The 19,654-nt window shown below is 69.4% G+C and carries 20 protein-coding genes; 10 read left to right on the top strand and 10 right to left on the bottom strand.

Annotated features, from left to right (window positions below):
• Window positions 1–11 precede the first annotated feature (11 nt).
• On the top strand, window positions 12–1,490 hold the full coding sequence (locus tag DDQ50_RS01295; protein ID WP_116754932.1) for a mannitol dehydrogenase family protein: 1,479 nt from the start codon (window positions 12–14) through the stop codon (window positions 1,488–1,490).
• A 214-nt stretch (window positions 1,491–1,704) separates the two neighbouring features.
• On the opposite strand, the gene DDQ50_RS01290 is transcribed toward DDQ50_RS01295, so the two are convergent.
• Window positions 1,705–2,457: an SDR family NAD(P)-dependent oxidoreductase gene (locus DDQ50_RS01290; protein WP_116754931.1), complete on the bottom strand. Its 753-nt coding sequence runs from the start codon at window positions 2,455–2,457 to the stop codon at window positions 1,705–1,707.
• A gap of 5 nt (window positions 2,458–2,462) precedes the next feature.
• Window positions 2,463–3,482 carry an alcohol dehydrogenase catalytic domain-containing protein gene (locus tag DDQ50_RS01285; RefSeq protein WP_116754930.1) on the bottom strand — a complete coding sequence of 340 codons (1,020 nt, stop codon included), beginning with the start codon at window positions 3,480–3,482 and terminating at the stop codon, window positions 2,463–2,465.
• A gap of 165 nt (window positions 3,483–3,647) precedes the next feature.
• Here DDQ50_RS01285 and DDQ50_RS01280 point away from each other — a divergent pair, with 165 nt between their 5' ends.
• The 4 genes from DDQ50_RS01280 to DDQ50_RS01265 are packed head-to-tail and all read left to right on the top strand — an operon-like array spanning window position 3,648 to window position 7,418.
• A complete protein-coding gene (locus DDQ50_RS01280) occupies window positions 3,648–4,445 on the top strand; it encodes an aldolase (RefSeq protein ID WP_165829647.1) in 798 nt (265 codons plus the stop codon).
• The gene (gene iolC / locus DDQ50_RS01275; protein WP_116754928.1) at window positions 4,442–5,419 is read left to right on the top strand and encodes a 5-dehydro-2-deoxygluconokinase; all 978 of its coding nucleotides are present in this window, start codon (window positions 4,442–4,444) and stop codon (window positions 5,417–5,419) included. The genes DDQ50_RS01280 and iolC overlap by 4 nt, the downstream gene beginning before the upstream one ends.
• Window positions 5,416–6,516: an NAD-dependent epimerase/dehydratase family protein gene (locus DDQ50_RS01270; protein WP_116754927.1), complete on the top strand. Its 1,101-nt coding sequence runs from the start codon at window positions 5,416–5,418 to the stop codon at window positions 6,514–6,516. The genes iolC and DDQ50_RS01270 overlap by 4 nt, the downstream gene beginning before the upstream one ends.
• Window positions 6,513–7,418, top strand: coding sequence for a sugar phosphate isomerase/epimerase family protein (locus tag DDQ50_RS01265; RefSeq protein WP_116754926.1), 906 nt, complete (start codon window positions 6,513–6,515; stop codon window positions 7,416–7,418). The genes DDQ50_RS01270 and DDQ50_RS01265 overlap by 4 nt, the downstream gene beginning before the upstream one ends.
• Window positions 7,419–7,485: 67 nt before the next feature.
• Here the strand turns inward: DDQ50_RS01265 and DDQ50_RS01260 are convergent, their stop codons facing one another.
• The 3 genes from DDQ50_RS01260 to DDQ50_RS01250 are packed head-to-tail and all read right to left on the bottom strand — an operon-like array spanning window position 7,486 to window position 10,598.
• Entirely contained in the window at window positions 7,486–8,862 is a 1,377-nt protein-coding gene (locus DDQ50_RS01260; protein WP_116754925.1) for an NADP-dependent succinic semialdehyde dehydrogenase, read from the bottom strand.
• 21 nt (window positions 8,863–8,883) lie between these two features.
• Window positions 8,884–9,795 carry a carbohydrate kinase family protein gene (locus DDQ50_RS01255; RefSeq protein ID WP_116754924.1) on the bottom strand — a complete coding sequence of 304 codons (912 nt, stop codon included), beginning with the start codon at window positions 9,793–9,795 and terminating at the stop codon, window positions 8,884–8,886.
• Window positions 9,792–10,598: a GntR family transcriptional regulator gene (locus DDQ50_RS01250; RefSeq protein ID WP_116754923.1), complete on the bottom strand. Its 807-nt coding sequence runs from the start codon at window positions 10,596–10,598 to the stop codon at window positions 9,792–9,794. Before DDQ50_RS01250 ends, DDQ50_RS01255 begins: the two co-directional genes overlap by 4 nt.
• Window positions 10,599–10,675: 77 nt before the next feature.
• Between DDQ50_RS01250 and DDQ50_RS01245 the strand changes: the two genes are divergently transcribed.
• A complete protein-coding gene (locus DDQ50_RS01245) occupies window positions 10,676–11,719 on the top strand; it encodes a tartrate dehydrogenase (RefSeq protein WP_116754922.1) in 1,044 nt (347 codons plus the stop codon).
• 212 nt (window positions 11,720–11,931) lie between these two features.
• On the opposite strand, the gene DDQ50_RS17135 is transcribed toward DDQ50_RS01245, so the two are convergent.
• From DDQ50_RS17135 to DDQ50_RS01230, 4 genes are all read right to left on the bottom strand, one after another.
• The gene (locus DDQ50_RS17135; RefSeq protein WP_165829646.1) at window positions 11,932–12,093 is read right to left on the bottom strand and encodes a hypothetical protein; all 162 of its coding nucleotides are present in this window, start codon (window positions 12,091–12,093) and stop codon (window positions 11,932–11,934) included.
• 109 nt (window positions 12,094–12,202) lie between these two features.
• On the bottom strand, window positions 12,203–12,766 hold the full coding sequence (locus DDQ50_RS01240) for a hypothetical protein (protein ID WP_116754921.1): 564 nt from the start codon (window positions 12,764–12,766) through the stop codon (window positions 12,203–12,205).
• Entirely contained in the window at window positions 12,763–14,184 is a 1,422-nt protein-coding gene (locus DDQ50_RS01235; protein ID WP_116754920.1) for a serine/threonine-protein kinase, read from the bottom strand. Before DDQ50_RS01235 ends, DDQ50_RS01240 begins: the two co-directional genes overlap by 4 nt.
• 4 nt (window positions 14,185–14,188) lie before the next feature.
• Window positions 14,189–14,440: a DUF6458 family protein gene (locus tag DDQ50_RS01230; protein ID WP_116754919.1), complete on the bottom strand. Its 252-nt coding sequence runs from the start codon at window positions 14,438–14,440 to the stop codon at window positions 14,189–14,191.
• 164 nt (window positions 14,441–14,604) lie between these two features.
• On the opposite strand from DDQ50_RS01230, the gene DDQ50_RS01225 reads away from it, so the two are divergent.
• From DDQ50_RS01225 to DDQ50_RS01210, 4 genes are all read left to right on the top strand, one after another.
• On the top strand, window positions 14,605–15,192 hold the full coding sequence (locus DDQ50_RS01225; protein WP_116754918.1) for a Chromate resistance protein ChrB: 588 nt from the start codon (window positions 14,605–14,607) through the stop codon (window positions 15,190–15,192).
• 89 nt (window positions 15,193–15,281) lie between these two features.
• Window positions 15,282–16,010: a VIT1/CCC1 transporter family protein gene (locus DDQ50_RS01220; RefSeq protein WP_116754917.1), complete on the top strand. Its 729-nt coding sequence runs from the start codon at window positions 15,282–15,284 to the stop codon at window positions 16,008–16,010.
• 146 nt (window positions 16,011–16,156) lie between these two features.
• A complete protein-coding gene (locus DDQ50_RS01215) occupies window positions 16,157–16,762 on the top strand; it encodes a TetR/AcrR family transcriptional regulator (protein WP_116754916.1) in 606 nt (201 codons plus the stop codon).
• A gap of 24 nt (window positions 16,763–16,786) precedes the next feature.
• Window positions 16,787–17,884, top strand: coding sequence for a zinc-binding dehydrogenase (locus DDQ50_RS01210; protein ID WP_116754915.1), 1,098 nt, complete (start codon window positions 16,787–16,789; stop codon window positions 17,882–17,884).
• Between the two features lie 313 nt (window positions 17,885–18,197).
• Here DDQ50_RS01210 and DDQ50_RS01205 read toward each other — a convergent pair whose 3' ends face one another.
• Window positions 18,198–19,610 carry a UDP-glucose dehydrogenase family protein gene (locus DDQ50_RS01205; protein WP_116756022.1) on the bottom strand — a complete coding sequence of 471 codons (1,413 nt, stop codon included), beginning with the start codon at window positions 19,608–19,610 and terminating at the stop codon, window positions 18,198–18,200.
• Between the last annotated feature and the right edge of the window lie 44 nt (window positions 19,611–19,654).

Here is a 19,654-nt window from a genome sequence, read left to right as displayed (position 1 = left end):
GACTCACCGACATGACAGAGCTCTCCGACCAGACCCTCGACCAGCTGGATCCGGAGGTCGCGGTACCCGCTTACGACCGGTCGAGTCTCAGCGTGGGAATCGTGCACTTCGGAGTGGGCGGCTTCCACCGCGCCCACCAGGCGGTCTACCTCGACGAACTGATGTCGCGGGGTCTTGCCCTCGACTTCGCGCTCTGCGGTGTCGGCGTGCTCCCGCAGGACCGGCGCATGGCCGAGGCGCTCGCCGCACAGGACCACCTGTACACCGTGATGCTCAAGCACGCGGACGGCAGCCGCGAAGCCCGCGTGATCGGCTCGATGATCGACTACCTGTTCGCCCCCGACGACCCCGAGGCGGTCATCGCGCGGATGGCGGATCCGGCGGTGCGCATCGTCTCGCTCACCATCACCGAGGGCGGGTACAGCATCGACCCGGCCACGGGCGAGTTCGACCCGAGCAGCCCCGACATCGCGGCCGATCTCGCGGGGTCGGGACTCCCGCACAGTGCGTTCGGTCTGATCGTGGCCGCGCTCCGACGACGGCGCGATGCGGGAACCCCGCCGTTCACCGTGCAGTCCTGCGACAACATCCAATCGAACGGTGATGTGGCGAAGCAGGCCATCGGCGGCTTCGCCCGCCTCGTCGACCCCGAGCTGGCCGACTGGATCGAGTCGGAGGTCGCGTTTCCGAACGCCATGGTCGACCGCATCACCCCGGTGACCACCGACGCCGATCGGGCCGAGATCGAAGAGCGGTTCGGCATCGTCGACCGCTGGCCCGTCGTGTGCGAACCGTTCACGCAATGGGTCGTCGAGGACCACTTCCCGGCCGGGAGGCCCGAGTGGGAGCTCGTCGGAGCGCAACTGGTCGACGATGTGCTGCCGTACGAGCTCATGAAGCTGCGCCTGCTCAACGCCAGCCACCAGGGCCTCACCTACTTCGGCTACCTCGCGGGGTACCGCTACGCGCACGAGGCGCTCGCCGACGAGCGCATCGCTGAGCTCCTCCGCCGCTACATGGACCGCGAGGCCACCCCCTCGCTGGACCCCGTTCCCGGCATCGACCTCGACGCGTACAAGGCGGAACTGATCGAGCGCTTCTCGAACCCCGAGATCCGCGACACCCTTGCTCGGCTCTGCGCGGAGTCCAGCGACCGGATCCCGAAATGGCTGCTCCCCGTCGTGCGACACGACCTCGCGGCAGGCGTTCCCGTGCCGCTCTCCGCCGGCGTCGTCGCCAGCTGGGCTCGCTACGCCGAGGGGGTCGATGAGGAGGGCCAGCCCATCGTGATCGTCGACCGGCTGGCGGACAGCCTGCAGGCCATCGCCCTCTCGCAGCGCGAGAACCCGACGGCGTTCATCGAGAACCGTCTGCTCTTCGGCGACCTCGTCGACGACCCGGCGTTCCGAGAGCCGTATCTTGCCACCCTCGCCGTGCTGCACGACGGGGGAGCGGGCGCCGCCCTCGACAGACTTCTCGCCGAGGACTGACTGCACTTCGAGGACTGACTGCACTTCGAGGACTGACTGCACGCCGAGGGCTGACTGCACTGACGGAAACGACTCGGCTCCGCGCGACAGCTGCTGTGCGGAGCCGAGTCATTCTCCATGCCCTTACACGGGAACGGAGACGGAGACGGAGAGGGAGAGCGAGGTCGGGTTGACCCTCGCGATCCTGCGGCGCCGAACAGGGACTATCCCTCGCTCAAACCGACGTGTAGCCGCCATCGATCGACAGGTCAGAGCCGGTGACGAACGACGCGGCGTCGGACACGAGGAACAGCACCGCGGCGGCGATCTCCTCGGGCTGCCCGAGACGGCCCATGGGTGTCGCCTGCAGCCAGGCGTCGAGGCGCTCGGGCATCGCCCTGCTGCGCGCGGTGAGAGCCGTCTCGACGTAGCCGGGGGAGACGCTGTTGACACGGACTCCCCGGGCCGCCCACTCGACCGCGACCGACTTGGTCAGCATGATGACAGCCGCCTTCGACGCGTTGTACGTCGCCTGCGATTGCGGCCGGTTCACGATGTGCCCCGACATCGAGGCGATGTTCACGATCGCGCCGGAACCCGCGGCGAGCATGGGACGCGCCTCCGCCCGGCAGGACCGGAAGACGCCCGTGGAGTTGATGTCCATGACCGTCGCCCACTCGTCGTCGGTGAGCGACTCCGCGTTCGCGCCCAGGTGCCGGATCCCCGCGCAGTTCACGCCGATGTCGAGACGCCCCTCCGTGGCCAGAACGGCGTCGACCGCCGCGTCGACCGATTCGGTCGAGGAGACGTCCATCCGGACGAACCGCCCGTCGACGGAGTCCGCGGCCGGCTCGCCCGTCGCAGGGTCGAGGTCGCCGATCCACACCTTCGCTCCCGCCTCCGAGAGCAGTCGTGCGGTCGCGAGACCGATTCCCGAGGCGCCGCCGGTGATGAGGGCGACGCGTCCGTCGAGTCGGAAGAGGTCCATGTCGGTCAATCCTTCGTCTGAGGGGTGATGAAGACCTTGTCGTACGTGCCGTCCCGCTGAGCCGCCAGTGCCTCGTCGAACCGTTCGAGCGGGAAGTCGCCGAAGCGCAGTTCATCGAGGGGGAGTTGGTGGGCCAGATTGGCGGCCCGCCGGTGGGTGTACGGATTCAGTGCGGTGCCGAGGATGGTGAGCTCGCGAGCGTAGATGTCGTTCGGCGAGATGCTGGCACGAGCGTCGGGATGCGCGACGCCGAAGATCAGGTAGCGGCCGCCCCGTGAGAGGGCGGGCAGCGCCGTCTCCATTACGGCGACGGAGCCGACCGCATCGATGGCGTACGGGAATCCGGTGCCACCGCTCGCCTCGATGAGGAGATCGTGGAGGCCGTCGCTCGAGGGGTCGAGCACCACATCCGCGCCGACACGCTGAGCGAGGTCACGACGGGCGGGCCGACCCTCGACGGCGACGATCGGACCCAGTCCGGCGCGATGGGCGAGCATGATCAGCAGCGCCCCGACCGGGCCGACCCCGAAGACGACGATGGGGAGGCCCGACTCGGGGGCGAGGCGGTCCATCCCGTGCACGGCGCAGGCCAACGGCTCGGTGAGCGCGGCCCGACGGGCGTCCTCGGTCCCGGGGACCGTGTAGGCGATGGTCTCGTCGACGACGAGGAACTCCGCCATCCCGCCGTCGAGGTGCACTCCGGGGGCGCGCCGGTCGGGGCACATGTTGAGCCGTCCCGTCTGGCAGTACAGGCAGACGCCGCAGTAGTAGTGCGGTTCGACGCTGACGAGGTCGCCGACCTTCAGGTTGCGGACGCTCGAGCCGACCGCGGCGATCCGGCCGCCGATCTCGTGGCCGAGCGTGATGGGCGGCATGCTCCGGTAGTCGCCGTCGACGATGTGGGCGTCGGTGCCGCACAGTCCGACGTATTCGGGGACGATGAGGACGTCCGTCGGACCGACCTCGGGGACGGGGATGTCGTCGACGGTGACGAGATGATCCCCCTGATAACGCGCTGCTCGCATGGGCAAGGAGGTTATCAGATGCCCAGTTGATAGGATACGTTTACAACTTGTAACTACTAGACCAACGGCGCTCACGGACAATCGGGGCACTCAGACGAATCGGACGGCCTCATGACCTCCTCCCTTCCCCTTGATCGACTGCGTGATCGTCATGGGCGCTTCTCGATGCTCGCCATCGATCAACGCGAGTCGCTGCGGAACATGCTGTCCGTCGGTGCGCCGTCGCCCGTGAGCGATGATGAGCTCGCCGCATTCAAGCTGCTCGTCGTCGAGACCCTGGTGCCTCATGCCAGCGCGGTGCTGATCGACCGTCAGTACGGCGGACCAGCGGCCGCCGTCTCGACCCGGCCGGTCATCCTCGCAGCCGATATCCTGTCGGCGTCGATCCCGGGCGGCCAGGTCAACGTCGCCTCGCTCGACGAGGAGGTCACGCCCGACTTCGCCATCGGATTCGGCGCCGCCGCGCTCAAGGTGCTCGTTCCGTGGGCCCCCGACCGCCGCGATGAGGCGATCGACCTGTCGGCCCGTTTCATGGACCTCTGCCGTCGTGCGGGCCTCCCCGGCGTGGTCGAGGGCGTCGTGCGACCCGACGACATCGCCTCGTGGACGGACGCCGACCGCAACGCCGCTCTCGTCGAGGCGACCCGTGATCTCGCGACGACGAACCCCGACCTCTACAAGGCGGAGGTCCCCTCCTACGGCGCCGGCGACCCCGAGGTCATCACGGAGACCGCCCGCGCGATCACCGAAGTGGTGGACTGCCCGTGGGTCGTCCTCTCGTCGGGCGTGACCGCTGCCCGTTTCCCCGACGCTGTCCGCGCGTGCGTCGCCGGCGGTGCCCAGGGCTTCCTCGCCGGTCGCGCCATCTGGGCGGATGCGACCACGTCCGACGACCCGGCCGCGTTCCTCGCCGGCGAGTCCGTCCGTCGCCTTCAGCAGCTGTCGGCCGCGGAGGTCGCGTGACCGGCGCGCGCCCCGACGTCGTCGTCGCGGGTCGGATCTGCATCGACCTCTACCCGACGGTGTCCGGGGTCCGGCTCGAGGATGTGCCGACCTTCAGCAAGTCGATCGGCGGCAGCGCGACCAACGTCGCGGTGGCCGCGGCCAGGCACGGCCTGGCCGTGACGATACTCACCCGCACCGGTGACGACCCGTTCGGCCGTTACGCGGTCGAGGAGCTGGCCCGGTTCGGCGTCGACACGCGTCACGTGCACCCCGTCGCCGGCATCCCCTCGGTGCTGACCTTCTGCGAGATGTTCCCACCCGACGACTTCCCGCTCTACATCTGGCGCAACCCCACCGCGCCCGACATGTACCTCGACGGCGATGACATCCCCCTCGATGAGGTCGCCGCGGCGAAGGTGTTCTGGGCGACGGCCACCGGGCTCTCCCGAGAGCCCTCGCGGGCAGCGCACTTCGCGGCCTGGCAGGCGAGAGGTCGTGTCCCGCACACGGTGCTCGACCTCGACTACCGTCCGATGTTCTGGGACGGCCTCGAACAGGCCTCCGCCGCCGTGCGGCCCGCACTCGAGCATGTGACGGTCGCCATCGGCAATGCCGACGAGTGCGAGATGGCGGTCGACGAGCGCGATCCCGACCGTGCCGCCGATGCCCTCCTCTCCCACGGGGTCGAGCTGGCGATCGTCAAGCGCGGGCCGAGGGGCGTGCTCGCGAAGACGCGGGACCAGCGCATCGAGGTCCCGCCGATCCCCGTCGACGTCGTGAACGGGCTCGGTGCGGGCGACGCGTTCGGCGGGGCGCTGTGCCGCGGCCTCATCGAAGGCTGGCCGCTCGAGCGGACGCTGCAGTTCGCCAACGCCGCCGGCGCGATCGTCGCCACCCGCTACGAGTGCTCGACCGCCATGCCGACCGGTGCCGAGGTCGACGAGTTCCTCGCGGCCCGCTCGGCGACGACCGGGTCCGGGAGGCAGCGATGAGCGGGCAGAAGAGGATCCTGGTCCTCGGGGCGAGCGGTACCGTCGGCAGCGCCGCGGCCCGCCGATTCCTCGACGACGACGGGTACGAGGTCGTCGCCGTGTCCCGGCGGCTGCCCGACTACGCGCCGCACGACCGTCTCCGCCATGTCGCGGTCGACCTGACCGACGCCGACGCCGTCGTCGAGGCTCTCGGATCCGTCGGCCCGATCACGCACGTCGCCTATGCGGCCCTGTTCGAGAAGCCGTCGCTCATCAGCGGCTGGACGGACCCGGAGCAGCGCATCACCAACGGGCTGATGTTCGAGAACGTCTTGGCGGGAATCGCCGGTTCCCCGGTCGAACACGTGTCTCTGCTGCAGGGGACGAAGGCCTACGGCTACCACGTGGGCCGTATGCCCGTCCCGGCCAAGGAGTCCCAGCCGCGCGTCGAGCATCCGAACTTCTACTGGCTGCAGGAGGACGCGCTCACTGCGGCGGCGACCGAACGCGGCTTCGGTTACACGATCTGGCGGCCGCAGGCGATCTTCGGCGACCGGATCGGCGTCGCCATGAACATGGTGCCGGTGATCGGCGCCTACGCCGCGATCCGGGCGGAACTCGGCGAGCCGTTCTCCTTCACCGGCGGTCACCGGTATCCCGTCGAAGCGGTTGACGCGCGACTGATCGGCTCGGCGATGCACTGGGCTGCAGAGGCCCCGGCAGCGCGCGACCAGACCTTCAACATCACCAACGGCGACGTGATCGCCTGGGCCGACATCTGGCCGGCGTTCGCCGGCATGCTCGACGTCGAGACCGGGCCCGACGAACGGATGAGTCTCGCCGAGTGGCTGCCGCAGCACGCCGACGTCTGGGACAGGGTCGTGGAACGGCACGGTCTTCGGCCGAACACGCTCGCGCAACTGCTCGGCTACTCGCACGAGTTCGCCGACGACATGCTCGCCTGGACCCCCGACGGTTCGATCCACGAAGCCCGGTCGGTTCCCCTCTTCCTCAGCACCATCAAGCTGCGACAGGCGGGCTTCACCGAGGTGATCGATACGGAGGAGATGTTCGCGGACCTGTTCGGGTCTCTTCGGGCGAGGAAGATCCTGCCGTGAGCCCGTCGGTGCCCCGTCCCGTCGCCTCGGATCACGGTGGCCCGGACCTCGCGGTGAACCCGGGGGTGTGGATGACCGGCTGGCAGCCCGCCCTCGCGGAGTCGCTCGTCGAGCGAATCGCCCGCATCGGGTACCGCCGGATCGTCGCCGTCCTGCGCGACCCCTGGACCTACGACACCTCCGGTATCCGCTCCCTCGTCGGGTCCCACGGTCTCCGTCTGATGACCAACACCAACCAGAACGCGGCGGAGGACATCTCGAGCGATGACGCCGAGGTGCGCGATCGCGGACTCGCACGCCTGCGCCGCGGCGTGCAGCTCTCCGCCGAGCTGGAGTCGGACCGGCTCACCGGCATCCTCTACGGGGTGCTCGGCAAGGCGGCGGGTCCCGCCTCTCGAGCCGTCTTCGACCGGACCGCCAAGATCCTCGGCGACCTCGCCGAAGAGGCCGCCGAATCGGGTGTCGGTCTGCTGGTGGAGGTTGTCAACCGCTACGAGACATCCCTGCTGAATACGGCCGGCCAGGCCATGGACTTCGTCGCCGCCTCCGGCTCGGATCGGCTCGGCGTCCACCTCGACGTCTTCCACATGAACATCGAGGAAGACGACATGGTCGCGGCCGTCGCAGAAGCCCTGCCGCGTCTGGGCTACCTCGAACTCGAGCAGAACCACCGCGGCGAGCTGAGCCGAGGGCACATCCCCCTCGCCGAGTTCGTCACCGGAGCGATCGAGACGGGCTACCGCGGCCGTTTCGGGCTCGAGGCCTTCACCGTGTCCGCACTCGCACCCGACCATGCGGCGGGGCTGGCGGTCTGGCGCGATGTACTCGACCGGGACACCCGCGTCGCAGAAGACGCGCACGCCCTCCTCGCAGCGGCGTACGCGTCAGTCGATCCAGGCTGACGGGCGACCCGGCTGACGGGCGACCCGGCTGACGGGGCCGACCACCAGTGCCGGCCCCGCGGCTGGCTCAGCCCTTCCAGACCGTCTTGAGGTTGCAGAACTCGCGGATGCCCGCCGCGGAGAGCTCGCGGCCGACGCCCGAGTCCTTCACCCCGCCGAACGGCAGCTCGGGGAACGATGCGGTCATCCCGTTGACGAACACGCCGCCGGCCGCGAGCGAGCGGACGAAGAGGTCCTCCTCCGCCGGGTCGTTGGTCCACACCGCCGAGCTCAGACCGAAGGTCGTCGAGTTGGCGAGCTTCACCGCCTCCGCCGCGTCCGCGACACGGGACACCGTCGCGACGGGGCCGAAGGCCTCCTCCGCGAACAGGCGCATCTCGGGCGTCACATCGGCGATCACGGTCGGCGGGTAGAACCAGCCCGCACGGTCGGGCGTCGCGCCGCCCACGACGATGTCGGCACCCTTCGCGCGGGCGTCGTCGACCAGGCCGGCGAGCTCGTCACGACCCGATTCGGTCGCGATCGGGCCGACGTCGGTGCTCTCGTCGAGAGGGTCGCCCACCGACAGCTCTCCCATACGGGCGGCGAAGAGGCCGAGGAACTCGTCGTAGACGTCGGAGTGGACGATGAAGCGCTTGGCGGCGATGCAGGACTGGCCGCTGTTCTGGACACGGGCCTTGACCGCGACGGAGACCGCGGCGGGGACATCAGCGGTCGGCATCACGATGAACGGGTCGGAACCGCCGAGCTCCAGCACGACGTGCTTCACCTCGGAACCGGCGATCGCGGCGAGCGAGCGGCCGGCGGGCTCCGATCCGGTGAGGGTCGCCGCTGCGATCCGCTTGTCGCGGAGCACCCGCTCGACACCCGAAGCGGGAATGAGCAGGGAGGCGAAGGATCCGGCAGGGAAGCCGCCGCGCTCGAACAGGGTGTCGAGGTACAGCGCCGCCTGGGGCACGTTCGACGCGTGCTTGAGGAGCCCGGCGTTGCCGGCCATCAGCGCCGGGGCCGCGAAGCGCAGCGCCTGCCAGAGCGGGTAGTTCCATGGCATGACGGCGAGCACCACACCGATGGGCTCGTACCGCGTTCCCGCCGCCGATGCGTTCACGGCGGAGGGGTCGGGCAGCCACTCTGGCGCGAGGAATTCCTCGGCGTGGTCGGCGTAGAAGCGCATGCCCTTGGCGCTCTTCAGCACCTCGGCCCGGGACTGCCCGATGGGCCGTCCCATCTCGACGGTGATGAGGCGCGCCAGCTCGTCGACATCGGCCTCGAGCAGATCGGCAGCGGCGCGCATCCAGCCCGCGCGCTCCTCGAAGCTGGTCTTCGAGAGGCTCACGAACCCGTCGGCGGCAGCGGCGATGCGTCGCTCGATCTCCGTCTCGTCGATGGGGTCGAATTCCTGCTCGACGAGGCCGGTGGTCGGATTGACGGTTGCGATGGCCATGGTTCTCCTGTGGGTGGGGTGCTAGGCGGTTCGGCCGAGCAGTTCTCGGATCAGCGCCGGCGTTTGGCCGGTGGTCGTGGGGAGTTCGCCGAGGACGTCCTCGACCTCCTGCCGGTCGGGGATGCCCGAGCGGCCGTCGATGGCGCGGCACGAGAGCGCGGCGGTGACGTTGGCGAAACGGATCGCGTCGGGCAGTTCCTTGCCGAGCACGACCGCGGCGAGGAGGGCTCCGTGGAAGACGTCTCCCGCCCCCAGACTGCTCAGCGGGACGATGGGGAGGGCCGGCGCATAGGCGATGGTGTCCAGGGTGACCGCGAACGATCCGCGACTCCCGTCCGTCGCGACGACGGTCCGCGCGCCGTCCGCCAGAGCACGCCTCGCCGCCTCGATCGGATCGCCGACGCCATACCGATCGAGCAGGACCTGGGTGGTGGGCACATACAGATCGATCAGGTTCAGATCCAGGTCGGCGACCGGGTTGCCGTCATCGATCGAGACGCGCGATTCGCTGCCCCCCGCGGCCCGCAGCGCCTGATAACCGACCTTGTCGACGTGCATCCACTCGTACCCGGTCGGCACAGCGGTCGGGATGGTGGTCGGACGGGTGATGATCGTGCGGGCCGCTCTGCCCGTGTTGACGATGACGACCGAGTGACTCGTCTCGATGTCGTCGCGGATCTCGACGCCGGAGACCCCGACCCCCTCGGCGGCGAGGCCCGAGAGTGCGAGCCGGCCCATGTCGTCGTCGCCGATCACGCCGGCGAAGTCGACATCGACGCCGAGCCGGGCGATGGTGACGGCCGAGGTGGATGCGTTGCCGCCGCCCGCGAGCACGACGTGCTCGGCCTCGACCCGTTCGTCGTCCCCCGGCAGGCGGTCGACGACGGCGATCGTGTCGAGCAGCAGACTGCCGAGGCACAGGACGGCGGTCATCGGCGCGCTTCCACTTCCGCCGCGTGAGTGGACGTGCCGCGGAGGTCGGAACTCAGCTCGGTGCCGCCGGGGTAGATGATGTGCACGTATTCGATGCCGTTGCCGCGGCTGTCGAACGTCACGCGATGGGCGACCATGACCGCGGAGTCGGACGGCAGATCTAGCAGTTCGGCCTCAGCAGCGGTCGCGTGTCGCGCGCTGACCGTCTGCGAACCGCCGACGAGCTCGATCGAGGCGACGCGGCGGAGGAGGTTATAGAGCCCGTCGGATTCGAGCTGCTCCCGGGTGAGCGTGACGCCGTCGGGCAGGGCGAGCAGGGATCGGGTGACGACGACGGGAGTGCCGTCGGCGAAGCGGACCCGCTCGATGTGCAGCAGGGGGGTGCCGACAGGGATGTGCAGCTCGGCGGCGACGGTGGGCTCGGCATTGACCTGCTCGAGCACGAGCACCTTGGTCGTCGGTACCTGGCCGGCGTCGGCGAGGTCGCGGTAGAGGCTGCTGAGGCCGACGGGACGGACGAGGCCGCTGCGCAGTGCGAAAGCCCCGACTCCGCGCTGGGAGTGGATGATGCCGTCGGAGGCCAGTCGCGCCATCGCTTGGCGCAACGTCGGCCGGCTCACCCCGAGGGCCTTCGCCAGCTCGTTCTCGGCGGGCAGGGGCACGGCGGCCGGGTAGTGGCTCTCCTCGATCAGTCGCTTGAGCAGTTCGCTGCACTGCCAGTACAGAGCGATGCCACCCGTCCGGGACAGCGGATTCGCCGCGAGCTTCTCCAGCAGTACGGCCTGCGGGCTTGCCTGATCCATGAGCCTCCTTCCGCCACCTATGTCAGGTTATCAGTGTACCTTTACAACTTGTAAACATCTCGCGGAGGAGACACCGGATGAGCATCGCAGTCCTCGCAGGCGACGGAATCGGCAAGGAGGTCGTCCCGGCCGCCATCGCGTGCGTCGACGCCGCGCTCGCGCGCCACGGCAGCAGGGTCGATTGGGTGGACTACGACTGGGGCTCCGACCTCTACCTGAAGACCGGACGGATGATGCCGGTCGATGGCATCGAGACCCTCGCCCGCCATGAGGCGATCTTCCTCGGCGCCGTCGGTCTCCCCGAGATCCCCGACACCGAGACGCTCTGGGGCCTGCTCATCCCGATCCGTCGTGAGTTCCGCCAGTACATCAACCTGAGGCCCATCCGTGCGCTCGACGGGGTGCCGAGCCCGGTCGCCGGCGGTGACGACATCGACGTCGTCCTCGTGCGCGAGAACAACGAGGGCGAGTACTCCGAGATCGGCGGCCGTTCGTACCGCGGGCGCCCCGAGGAGGAGGCGATCCAGGTCAACGTGTTCACCCGTCACGGCATCGAACGGGTCGCCCGGTACGCGGTCGGGCTGGCCGAGTCGCGTGGCGGCAGGCTCACCTCGGCCACCAAATCGAACGGGATCATCCACACCATGCCGTTCTGGGACGAGGTCGTGGCGGAAGCTGCGGCGGCAGCGCCCGGCGTGGCGCTCGAGAGCATCCTCATCGATGCGCTCGCCGCACGTCTGGTGCTCGATCCCGGGCGGTTCGACGTCATCGTCGCGTCGAATCTGTTCGGCGACATCCTCTCCGACCTCGCCGGCGCGATCGCGGGCTCGATCGGCGTCGCACCCAGCGCCAACCTCAACCCGGAGCGGCAGTTCCCGTCGCTGTTCGAGCCGGTCCACGGGTCGGCGCCCGACATCGCGGGACGCGGCGTCGCCAACCCGATCGGCGCCATCTGGACCGGCGCCCTCATGCTCGACCACCTCGGTCACACCGCGGCGGCCGACGACCTCACCACCGCGTTCCGCGCCGTCACGAAGGCGGGGGTCCGCACCGCGGACCTCGGAGGCACCGCGACCACGGACCAGGTGTCAGCGGCCATCGTCGCGGAGCTCGCGCGCTGATCGTCGCGCGGTGATCGTCGTGGAATGGCCAACACCATGACGGCAGTCGCACTCTCTGCGACGCGAAGTGCTCAGCTGCATGACGGCAGCCGCACTTCCGTGCATGGCCCACGCTGATCGTCACGCGGCTGGCGGGTAAGAAAAAACGCGGGTGATGCCGAGGGGGTATTCGGCATCACCCGCGTCCTATGCGGGGTGGAGTGAGGTGGGGGTCAGACGCGGCGACCGGTGATGAATCGCAGCAGGAACACGATGAGGGCGACGACAAGGAGGATGCCGCCGACCCACAGAAGGAAGTTGAGGGACTGCACGAAGCCGCCCGTGAGGAGCAGCACGATCGCGATGATGGCGATGATGACGACGAGAACGTTCACAGCGGTTCCTTTGTTCATTCATCGCCAACCCCAGTGCCTGGCGATGTAACCCATGTTACAACCGACGATCCTGAGTATTGGGTGAGCGTCTAGAGGACGCGACCACCGATCATTTGCCGGGACCGCCCGCCTTGCCCTTGCCCTCTTGTCCCTGCTCGTCCTTCTTGCCTCCACCCTTCTCGTTCCCCTTGCCGCCGCCCGGCGTCGCGGGCCCTGTCGCCGGAGACTCGTCGCTCGGCGCAGCCGGGGCGTTCGAGGTCTCGGGCGCCGGCTGCTCCGGTGCGGTGTCGGTCGAGTCGACGGGGGCGGTGGATTGAGTCGGTTCGGAGTCGGCTGTCGTGTCGGTCGTGTCGGTGTCCGATGACGACGCCGACAGTGTCGAGAGATCCTGGCGGACACGGTCGATCGCCGCCTGCAGCGTCACGAGCCGGGCGGCGGAGATCTCATCGTCCGCCGCGGCGTCCGCCACCTGCGCCTCGAGTTCATCGAGCCGTCCTAGTGCGTCGGCGTAGGCGCCGGTCGACGCCTGGTCGGCGAGCTCGTAGACCGCCGAGGTGAGCGATTTCGAGAGCGCGGTGTGGATATCGGTCGAAGGGGTGCTCGCGCATCCCGCGAGGGGGAGTGCGACGAGCAGTGCGACGGAGGCCCGGATGGCCGCTGCGCGCCGGGTCACGGCGACACCTGCTCGAGGAGATCGCGGAGGTCGTCGTCGAGCGGTGGCGCGAGACTGGGGAGGGAGGGGCTCGGCTGGAGTTCCGTGCTCTCCCCGGCGGCGGGTCGGGGCAGGGTGAGGAGACTCACCGCGATCAGCGTGAGTGCGACGAGGGTGACGGCGAGGGTCCAGGTGAGGCGGCGGCGTGTTCGCGGCGACCGCTCGGTCTCCGTCGGCCCGCCCGCGGTCTCCGCCTGTCGATCGGCGGTGGCCATCGCGAGGTCGTCGAGGTCGGTCGATCGGTCGTCGGCCCCAGGGGGCGTCGGGGTCGTAGGAAGAAGGAGCGTCGGATGGCCGTCATCGAACGGCTCGGTCGCTGCGGTCTCTGTTGCTGAGTTCGCTGTTGCCGAGTTCGCTGTTGCTGAGTTTCTTGTCGCGCGGTTCTCGGTCGAAATGGTCGGGGAGGTCGCTGCGGTGCTGAGTTCGTCGGCGCTCAGCGCCACGGTGCTCATCTCCCGGGTGCTCATCTCCTGGGTGCTCATCTCCTGGGTGCCCATCTCGAGTGCGCCTGTGCTGACCGAGAGGTCGCCGGGATGGCGGTCGGCGGCGGGGATCGCACGGGCCGCGGCAGCGACCTCGATCGCCGTCGGCCGTGCGCTCGGGTCGCGATCCGTCATCCGCGTCAGCAACGCGGACCACTCGGACCCGAGCCAGGCGGGAACAGAGGGGTCGCGCACCAGCCTCGCGGTCATGACCTCCAACGGAGAGCCGACGAATGCGGGTGTGCCGGTGAGGGCTTCGAGGAGGGTCAGTCCCAGTGCGTAGATGTCGGCGGGCGCCGCGGCCTCCTCGCCGCGCGCCTGCTCAGGGCTGACGTAGCTCGCGGTGCCGAGGAACAGTCCGGGTGAGGTGACCCGGGTGGCGTCGACGACGTGCGCGATTCCGAAGTCGGACAGCTTGGCCCGGAAGGGCCGCTCCGGAAGGGTCGTTCGCGCGAGCAGGATGTTCGCGGGTTTGATGTCACGGTGGATGACGCCACCCGCGTGCACCGCGTGAAGACCGTCGGCGAGGTCGTGCGCGATCGCAGCGACGTCCCGGGAGTCCAGTCGGCCCGATGCGATCTGCGCACGCAGAGTCGCCCCGTCGATCAGCTCCATCACGAGGTAGGAGCGATCGTCCCGGATGACCGCGTCGTACAGGGTCACCAGAGCCGGATGGTTGATGGCGGCGGCGGCCCGAGCCTCGCGCACACGGCGCCGCGCGTCGGGGCCGGAATCGGCCTCGCCGCGCAGCACCTTGATCGCGACGGAGCGGTGGAGCTCCGCATCCCAGGCTCGGTACACCGAGGCCATCCCGCCCCGGCCGATCAGCTCGTGGACGGTGTAGCGGTCGTCCAGGACGGAGCCGAGGATGTCTCCCGTCGCCAGGCGGTCGATCATCCGATCAGATCTGGTCCTCGGTGCGGACCGACCGACGGACGCTCTCGCCCGAAACGGGGTCGACGCCGGTCGCCGTGGTGGAGGTGGCGGTGCGCTTGCGCGTGATCAGGACGATGCCGAGGATGATGCCGACAAGGCCGGCCGCCATCAGGATGTAGCCGATGACCTGGAGGTTCACCCAGTCGACGGACACGTTGACGGCGAAGGCCAGGATGGCGCCGACGGCGAAGAGGAAGATTCCCGCTCCGAGGCTCATGATTGCTCCTTTGCTGATACCGCCGAATGGCGGAATGGCTGGTCCCGCGCAAGGCGGCGTCCGCATCTCTGTGAACGGTAACCGAGGTTACATGCAGCCTCCTCCCATATAGTCAACTGTCAGGTTTCACACAGTTTTCAGTATCAACGAGTTAGAGTGCCCCGATGGACGAGGAGTTCGACTGGCTGCTGGTGAACGCCCGCGTGCCCAAAGAGCCCAGTCGTCATCGTGTCGCCGTCTGGCGGGCGCTGCGCAAGACCGGGGCGGTCCCCATCAGTTCGGGCATGTGGGCCGCGCCGAAACTCCCGGTGATGGAGCAGGGGATCGACGGCGCCCGTGTCCTCGCTGAGCGCGGTGGCGGCACCCTCGGGGTGTTCGTCGTCACCCGGGGATCCGGAAGCGACACCGATCTTCTGCGCGAGGCATTCATCGGAGCCCGCCGCGACGAGTGGACGGAGCTCATCGCGGAGTGCGGCAAGTTCGAGGTCGAGATCCGCAAGGAGATCGAGACGGACAAGCTCACCTTCGCCGAGCTCGAGGAGGAGGAGCAGTCCCTCGAGCGGCTGCAGCGCTGGTTCGCCGAGCTCGAGGCGCGCTCCGTCGTCGCCCTGGACGAGCAGGCGATCGCCGCGCAGCAGCTCGTGATCTGCCAGAGCGTGCTCGAGGGGTACGCGGATCTCGTCTACCGTGCAGCCGAACTCGGGACGGGGCCTCAGATCGTCGTCGACGACGAGGACGCGATCGGTCGCTGACCCCCCCCCCCCGGTGTGCACGGACCCCCGGTGTGCACGCCAGGGTGCCCTTGCTGGCGGTCGCCCGCGTCGAGTGCTTTGCTGTGCGCATGTCCGCCGCCGCAGCACCGCACTCCCACGCTCACGAGCCCCACGGCGACGGCATCGCGGGCAGGCTCAACTGGCTTCGCGCGGGGGTGCTCGGCGCCAACGACGGCATCGTCTCGGTGGCTGCGATCGTGGTCGGGGTGGCCGGCGCGACCTCGGAGATCGCGCCGATCCTGACTGCCGGCACGGCGGGTCTCGTCGGGGGAGCGATCTCGATGGCGCTCGGCGAGTACGTCTCCGTCAGCAGTCAGCGCGACAGTCAGCGCGCCCTCATCGCGAAGGAGAGGCAGGAGCTGGCGGAGCTCCCCGACCAGGAGCTGCAGGAGCTGGCGGGTCTGTACGAGGCGAAGGGACTCACGCCCGAGACCGCGAAACAGGTGGCGACGGAGCTGACCGCTCACGACGCCCTCAGTGCGCATCTGGAAGCCGAGCTCGGCATCAACGAGGCCGATGTCGTGAGTCCCTGGCAGGCGGCCGGCGCATCCGCCCTCGCCTTCTTCATCGGCGCCGTACTGCCGATGCTCGCCATCCTCCTTCCCCCACCCGAGGTGCGGGTGCCCGTCACCTTCGCCGCCGTTCTGCTCGCCCTCGCGGCGACCGGAGCTCTCAGCGCGCGCATCGGCGGCAGCCCCGCGCTGCGCCCCACCCTCCGCGTCGTGATCGGAGGAGCCATCGCGCTCGCCGCGACGTTCCTCATCGGCACCCTGCTCGGCACCAGCGGCGTCGTATGACCGCGGTGTCGGCGGGATCCCCGTTCGAGGGTTGAACATGCTCGGATGGCGGGGAAGTTCGGGCGGGGCGTCATCGCTGGTTGCATCCCGCCGATAGGGCGGCGCAGTTTCTGTACACCTGTCCAGAAGAGGCGTAGCCTCAGGGCGTGATCTCGCCTCTGGGAAGCAACGCCGCCGTCCGGCACACCCTCCAGCGATCCGAGGACCCCCGGGTCGCGCGGACCAGGGCGGCGATCCTCGCCGCGGTCCGCGAACTGTCCGACAGCGGCGATGAGCTGTCCGTCAGCGCGATCGTCCGCGCCGCGGGGCTGAGCCGCGCCAGCTTCTACTCCCACTACGCGAGCCTCGACGAGCTCGCCAGCAGCCTGCGCCGCGACGCGTTCCTCGCGATCGGCGACCTCTATCGCTTCGATGTCGACGAGCGCGTCGATGCGCTCCGACTGTCTCAGGAGCGACTGGTCGCACACTTCGCCGACAACCGGGCGCTCTACCGGAGCGTCTCCTCGCTCCCCGTGTCGCGGGAGCACTACCTGGCGGGCGTCCGTGCCATGGCGGCGGTGATCGAGGAGACCCTCGCCGTCCACGACCGCAAGCCCGACGGTCTCGACACGGTCGCCACCGCGCGCTACATCGCCGGCGCCGCGTACGGCCTGCTCGACGCCTGGATCACCGAAGAACTCGATCTCACCGAAGCCCAGATGGTGGATCACCTGACGCGGCTCCTGCCGCCCTGGTTCAGCGGAGTGCGCTGACCGGACCCGATGAAAGGAACACCCATGAAAGCCACACTCGTGCGCGAGATCGGCGCAGGCTTCGTCACGGAGGACGTCGCCCTCGCCGACCCGATCGGCCGAGAGGTTCTGCTCGACGTCAAGGCGTCGGGCCTGTGCCACACCGACCTCACCTTCTCCCGGAATGAGATGGGCGCCCCGCTGCCCATGCTGCTCGGCCACGAGGTCGCCGGGGTCGTCACCGCCATCGGCCCGGGGGTCACGGAATTCGCCGTGGGCGACCACGTCGTCGGATGCCTCGTCCAGTCCTGCGGCAAATGCGAAGCCTGCCTCACCGGCCGCACCTTCCAGTGCGAGCACCCCGAGGAGACCCTCCGCCACGCGGACGACGCACCCCGTGTCACCGCCGGCGACGGCGAGAAGATCGAGCAGGTCTTCGGTCTCGGCGGATTCGCGCAGCAGGCGCTCATCCACGAGAACCAGCTCGTCAAGGTGAGCGACGCGATCCCGTTCCCGCAGGCCGCCCTCCTCGGCTGCGGCGTCGTGACCGGCGCCGGATCCGTCATCAACACCTCGAACACGCAGGCGGGCGACTCCGTCGTCATCATCGGTGCGGGCGGAGTGGGCCTCAACGCGATCAACGGGGCCGTCATCGCCGGCGCGACGAAGATCATCGCGGTCGACGTCGCCGACGACAAGCTCGAGAAGGCGAAGCGCTTCGGGGCGACTCACACGATCAACTCGACGAAGGTCGACGCCGTCGCCGAGGTGCTCGCGATCACCGGTCGCGGTGCGGACGCTGCGTTCGATTTCGTCGGGATCCCCGCGGTCACCGCGTCGGGACTCGAGATGATCCGCCCCGGCGGCGGTCTCTACCTGATCGGCATCATCGACCCGTCGGCCACGCTGCCCCTCCTGACCATCGGACTGATCGGCACGCAGAAGCGCATCCAGGGCGTTTACATGGGCTCGACGACCCCGAAGCACGACATCCCGCTCTACGCAGACCTCTACCTGCAGGGTCGCTTCAACCTCGACGACCTCATGTCTCGTGAGATCGCGCTCGACGGCGTCAACGAGGGCTACGACGCCCTCAAGGACCCGGATGTGACCCGAGTGGTGATCACGTCGGGCCTGTCCTGATCAGGACGACCCTGCTCTCGCATGGACGAGCCTGCTCTCGCAGGACCGCAAGACCGCAAGACCGCAAGACCGCAGGACCGCAAGACCGCAGGACCGCAGAGCTTGACCGGGAAGTCCTCGGCCTGACCGGCACTGTGCGCCGGCTCGATCCCTGACCCCGGTTCTCCTCTGCCGAAGAAGCTCCGGAAGCGATCCCTGGAACGCCTCCGGAGCTTCTTCATTCGGCGGACTCTCGAACGAGTCACGCCAGGCGCGGCCCCGCCCCCCGACGGGTACCGCGTCGTCCGGCCGTCCCCCCGAACGGCCGGGGTCTTCAATGCGCCGCGACGAGCCGCCCCGCGGACGCCCACGCCGGACGCGTGAACGGTGCCGCGGTGGAGGCGACGGCGGAGTGCACGGTCGGGCGGCCGAGCGACCGCACCTGCCAGCCGGCCTCGGCCCAGATCGCGGGGTCGAGGCAGTTGCGTCCGTCGATCAGCGACGGGACGCCCGCGATCGCCGCGAGACGGGCGGGGTCGGCATCGACGAACTCGGGCCACTCGGTCAGCACGAGCAGTGCGTCGCTCCCGGCCACCGCGTCGTCGAGCTCGCTCGCGTAGCTCAGCGTCGGGTACATCCGCCGGGCGGTCTCGGAGGCCTCGGGATCGTAGACGACCACCTGCGCGCCCCTCAGGTGGAGGGCTGCCGCGACATTGAGCGCGGGGGAGTCGCGGACGTCGTCGGTGTCGGGCTTGAACGCGGCACCCAGCACCCCGATTCGTCGGTTGAGCACCGAACCGCCGCAGGCGTCGAGTGTCATGTCGATGATGCGCTGCCGCTGTCCCATGTTGATCTCGTCCACCTGCTGCAGCAGCGACGAGGCCGAGAAGGCGCCGAGCTCACTGGCCCGGTACATGAGGGCGCGGATGTCTTTCGGCAGGCAGCCGCCGCCGAAGCCGAGCCCAGCGTTCAGGAACTGCCGTCCGATCCGTGCGTCGTGGCCGAGCGCATCGGCGAGGACCGAGACGTTCGCGCCGGCCGCCTCGCAGACCTCCGCGATGGCGTTGATGAACGAGATCTTCGTCGCGAGGAACGCGTTCGCGCTCACCTTCACCAGCTCCGCGGTCGGCAGATCGCAGACGATCATCGGCGTGCCCGTCGCCAGGGGCGCCGCGTACACGGCCCGCAGGACCGCCTCGGACCGGTCGGACGTGCCGCCGACGACGATCCGGTCGGGCCGCAGCGTGTCCTCGACCGCCTTCCCCTCCCGCAGGAACTCGGGATTCCACACCAGCTCGGCGTCGACACCGTCGGGCACCAGCCCGGCGATGAGCGAGCGGAGCCGCTCACCCGTCCCGACGGGCACCGTCGACTTGCCGACGATGATGCCGTCGTGGGTGAGGTTGCGGGCGACCCCGGCCGTCGCCTCCTCGACATAGGAGAGGTTGGCGGCGAAGCTCGCGACCTGCTGGGGAGTGCCGACGCAGATGAAGTGCACATCCGACAGCGCGGTCGCCTCAGCCAGGTCGGTCGTGAACCGGAGCCGACCGCTCTCGACGTGACGTCTCAGCAGCTCGGGCAGGCCGGGCTCGAAGAAGGGCACCTCGCCGCGGCTCAGCGCGGCGACCTTCGCCGGATCGGAGTCGACGCCGATCACCTCGAAACCCATCTCGGCCATCGCCGCGGCATGGGTCGCACCGAGGTATCCGGTGCCCACCACGTTGATGCGGGGGCGGGTGCTGCTCATCCGGCTCTCGCCGGAGCTGATCGCCTCCACGCCGCTGTCGGGGT

The organism is Amnibacterium flavum (assembly GCF_003097495.1).
Taxonomy (GTDB): domain Bacteria; phylum Actinomycetota; class Actinomycetes; order Actinomycetales; family Microbacteriaceae; genus Naasia; species Naasia flava.
The sequence above is the reverse complement of the archived record's forward strand: the minus strand, read 5'-3'. Positions and strand labels throughout refer to the sequence as shown.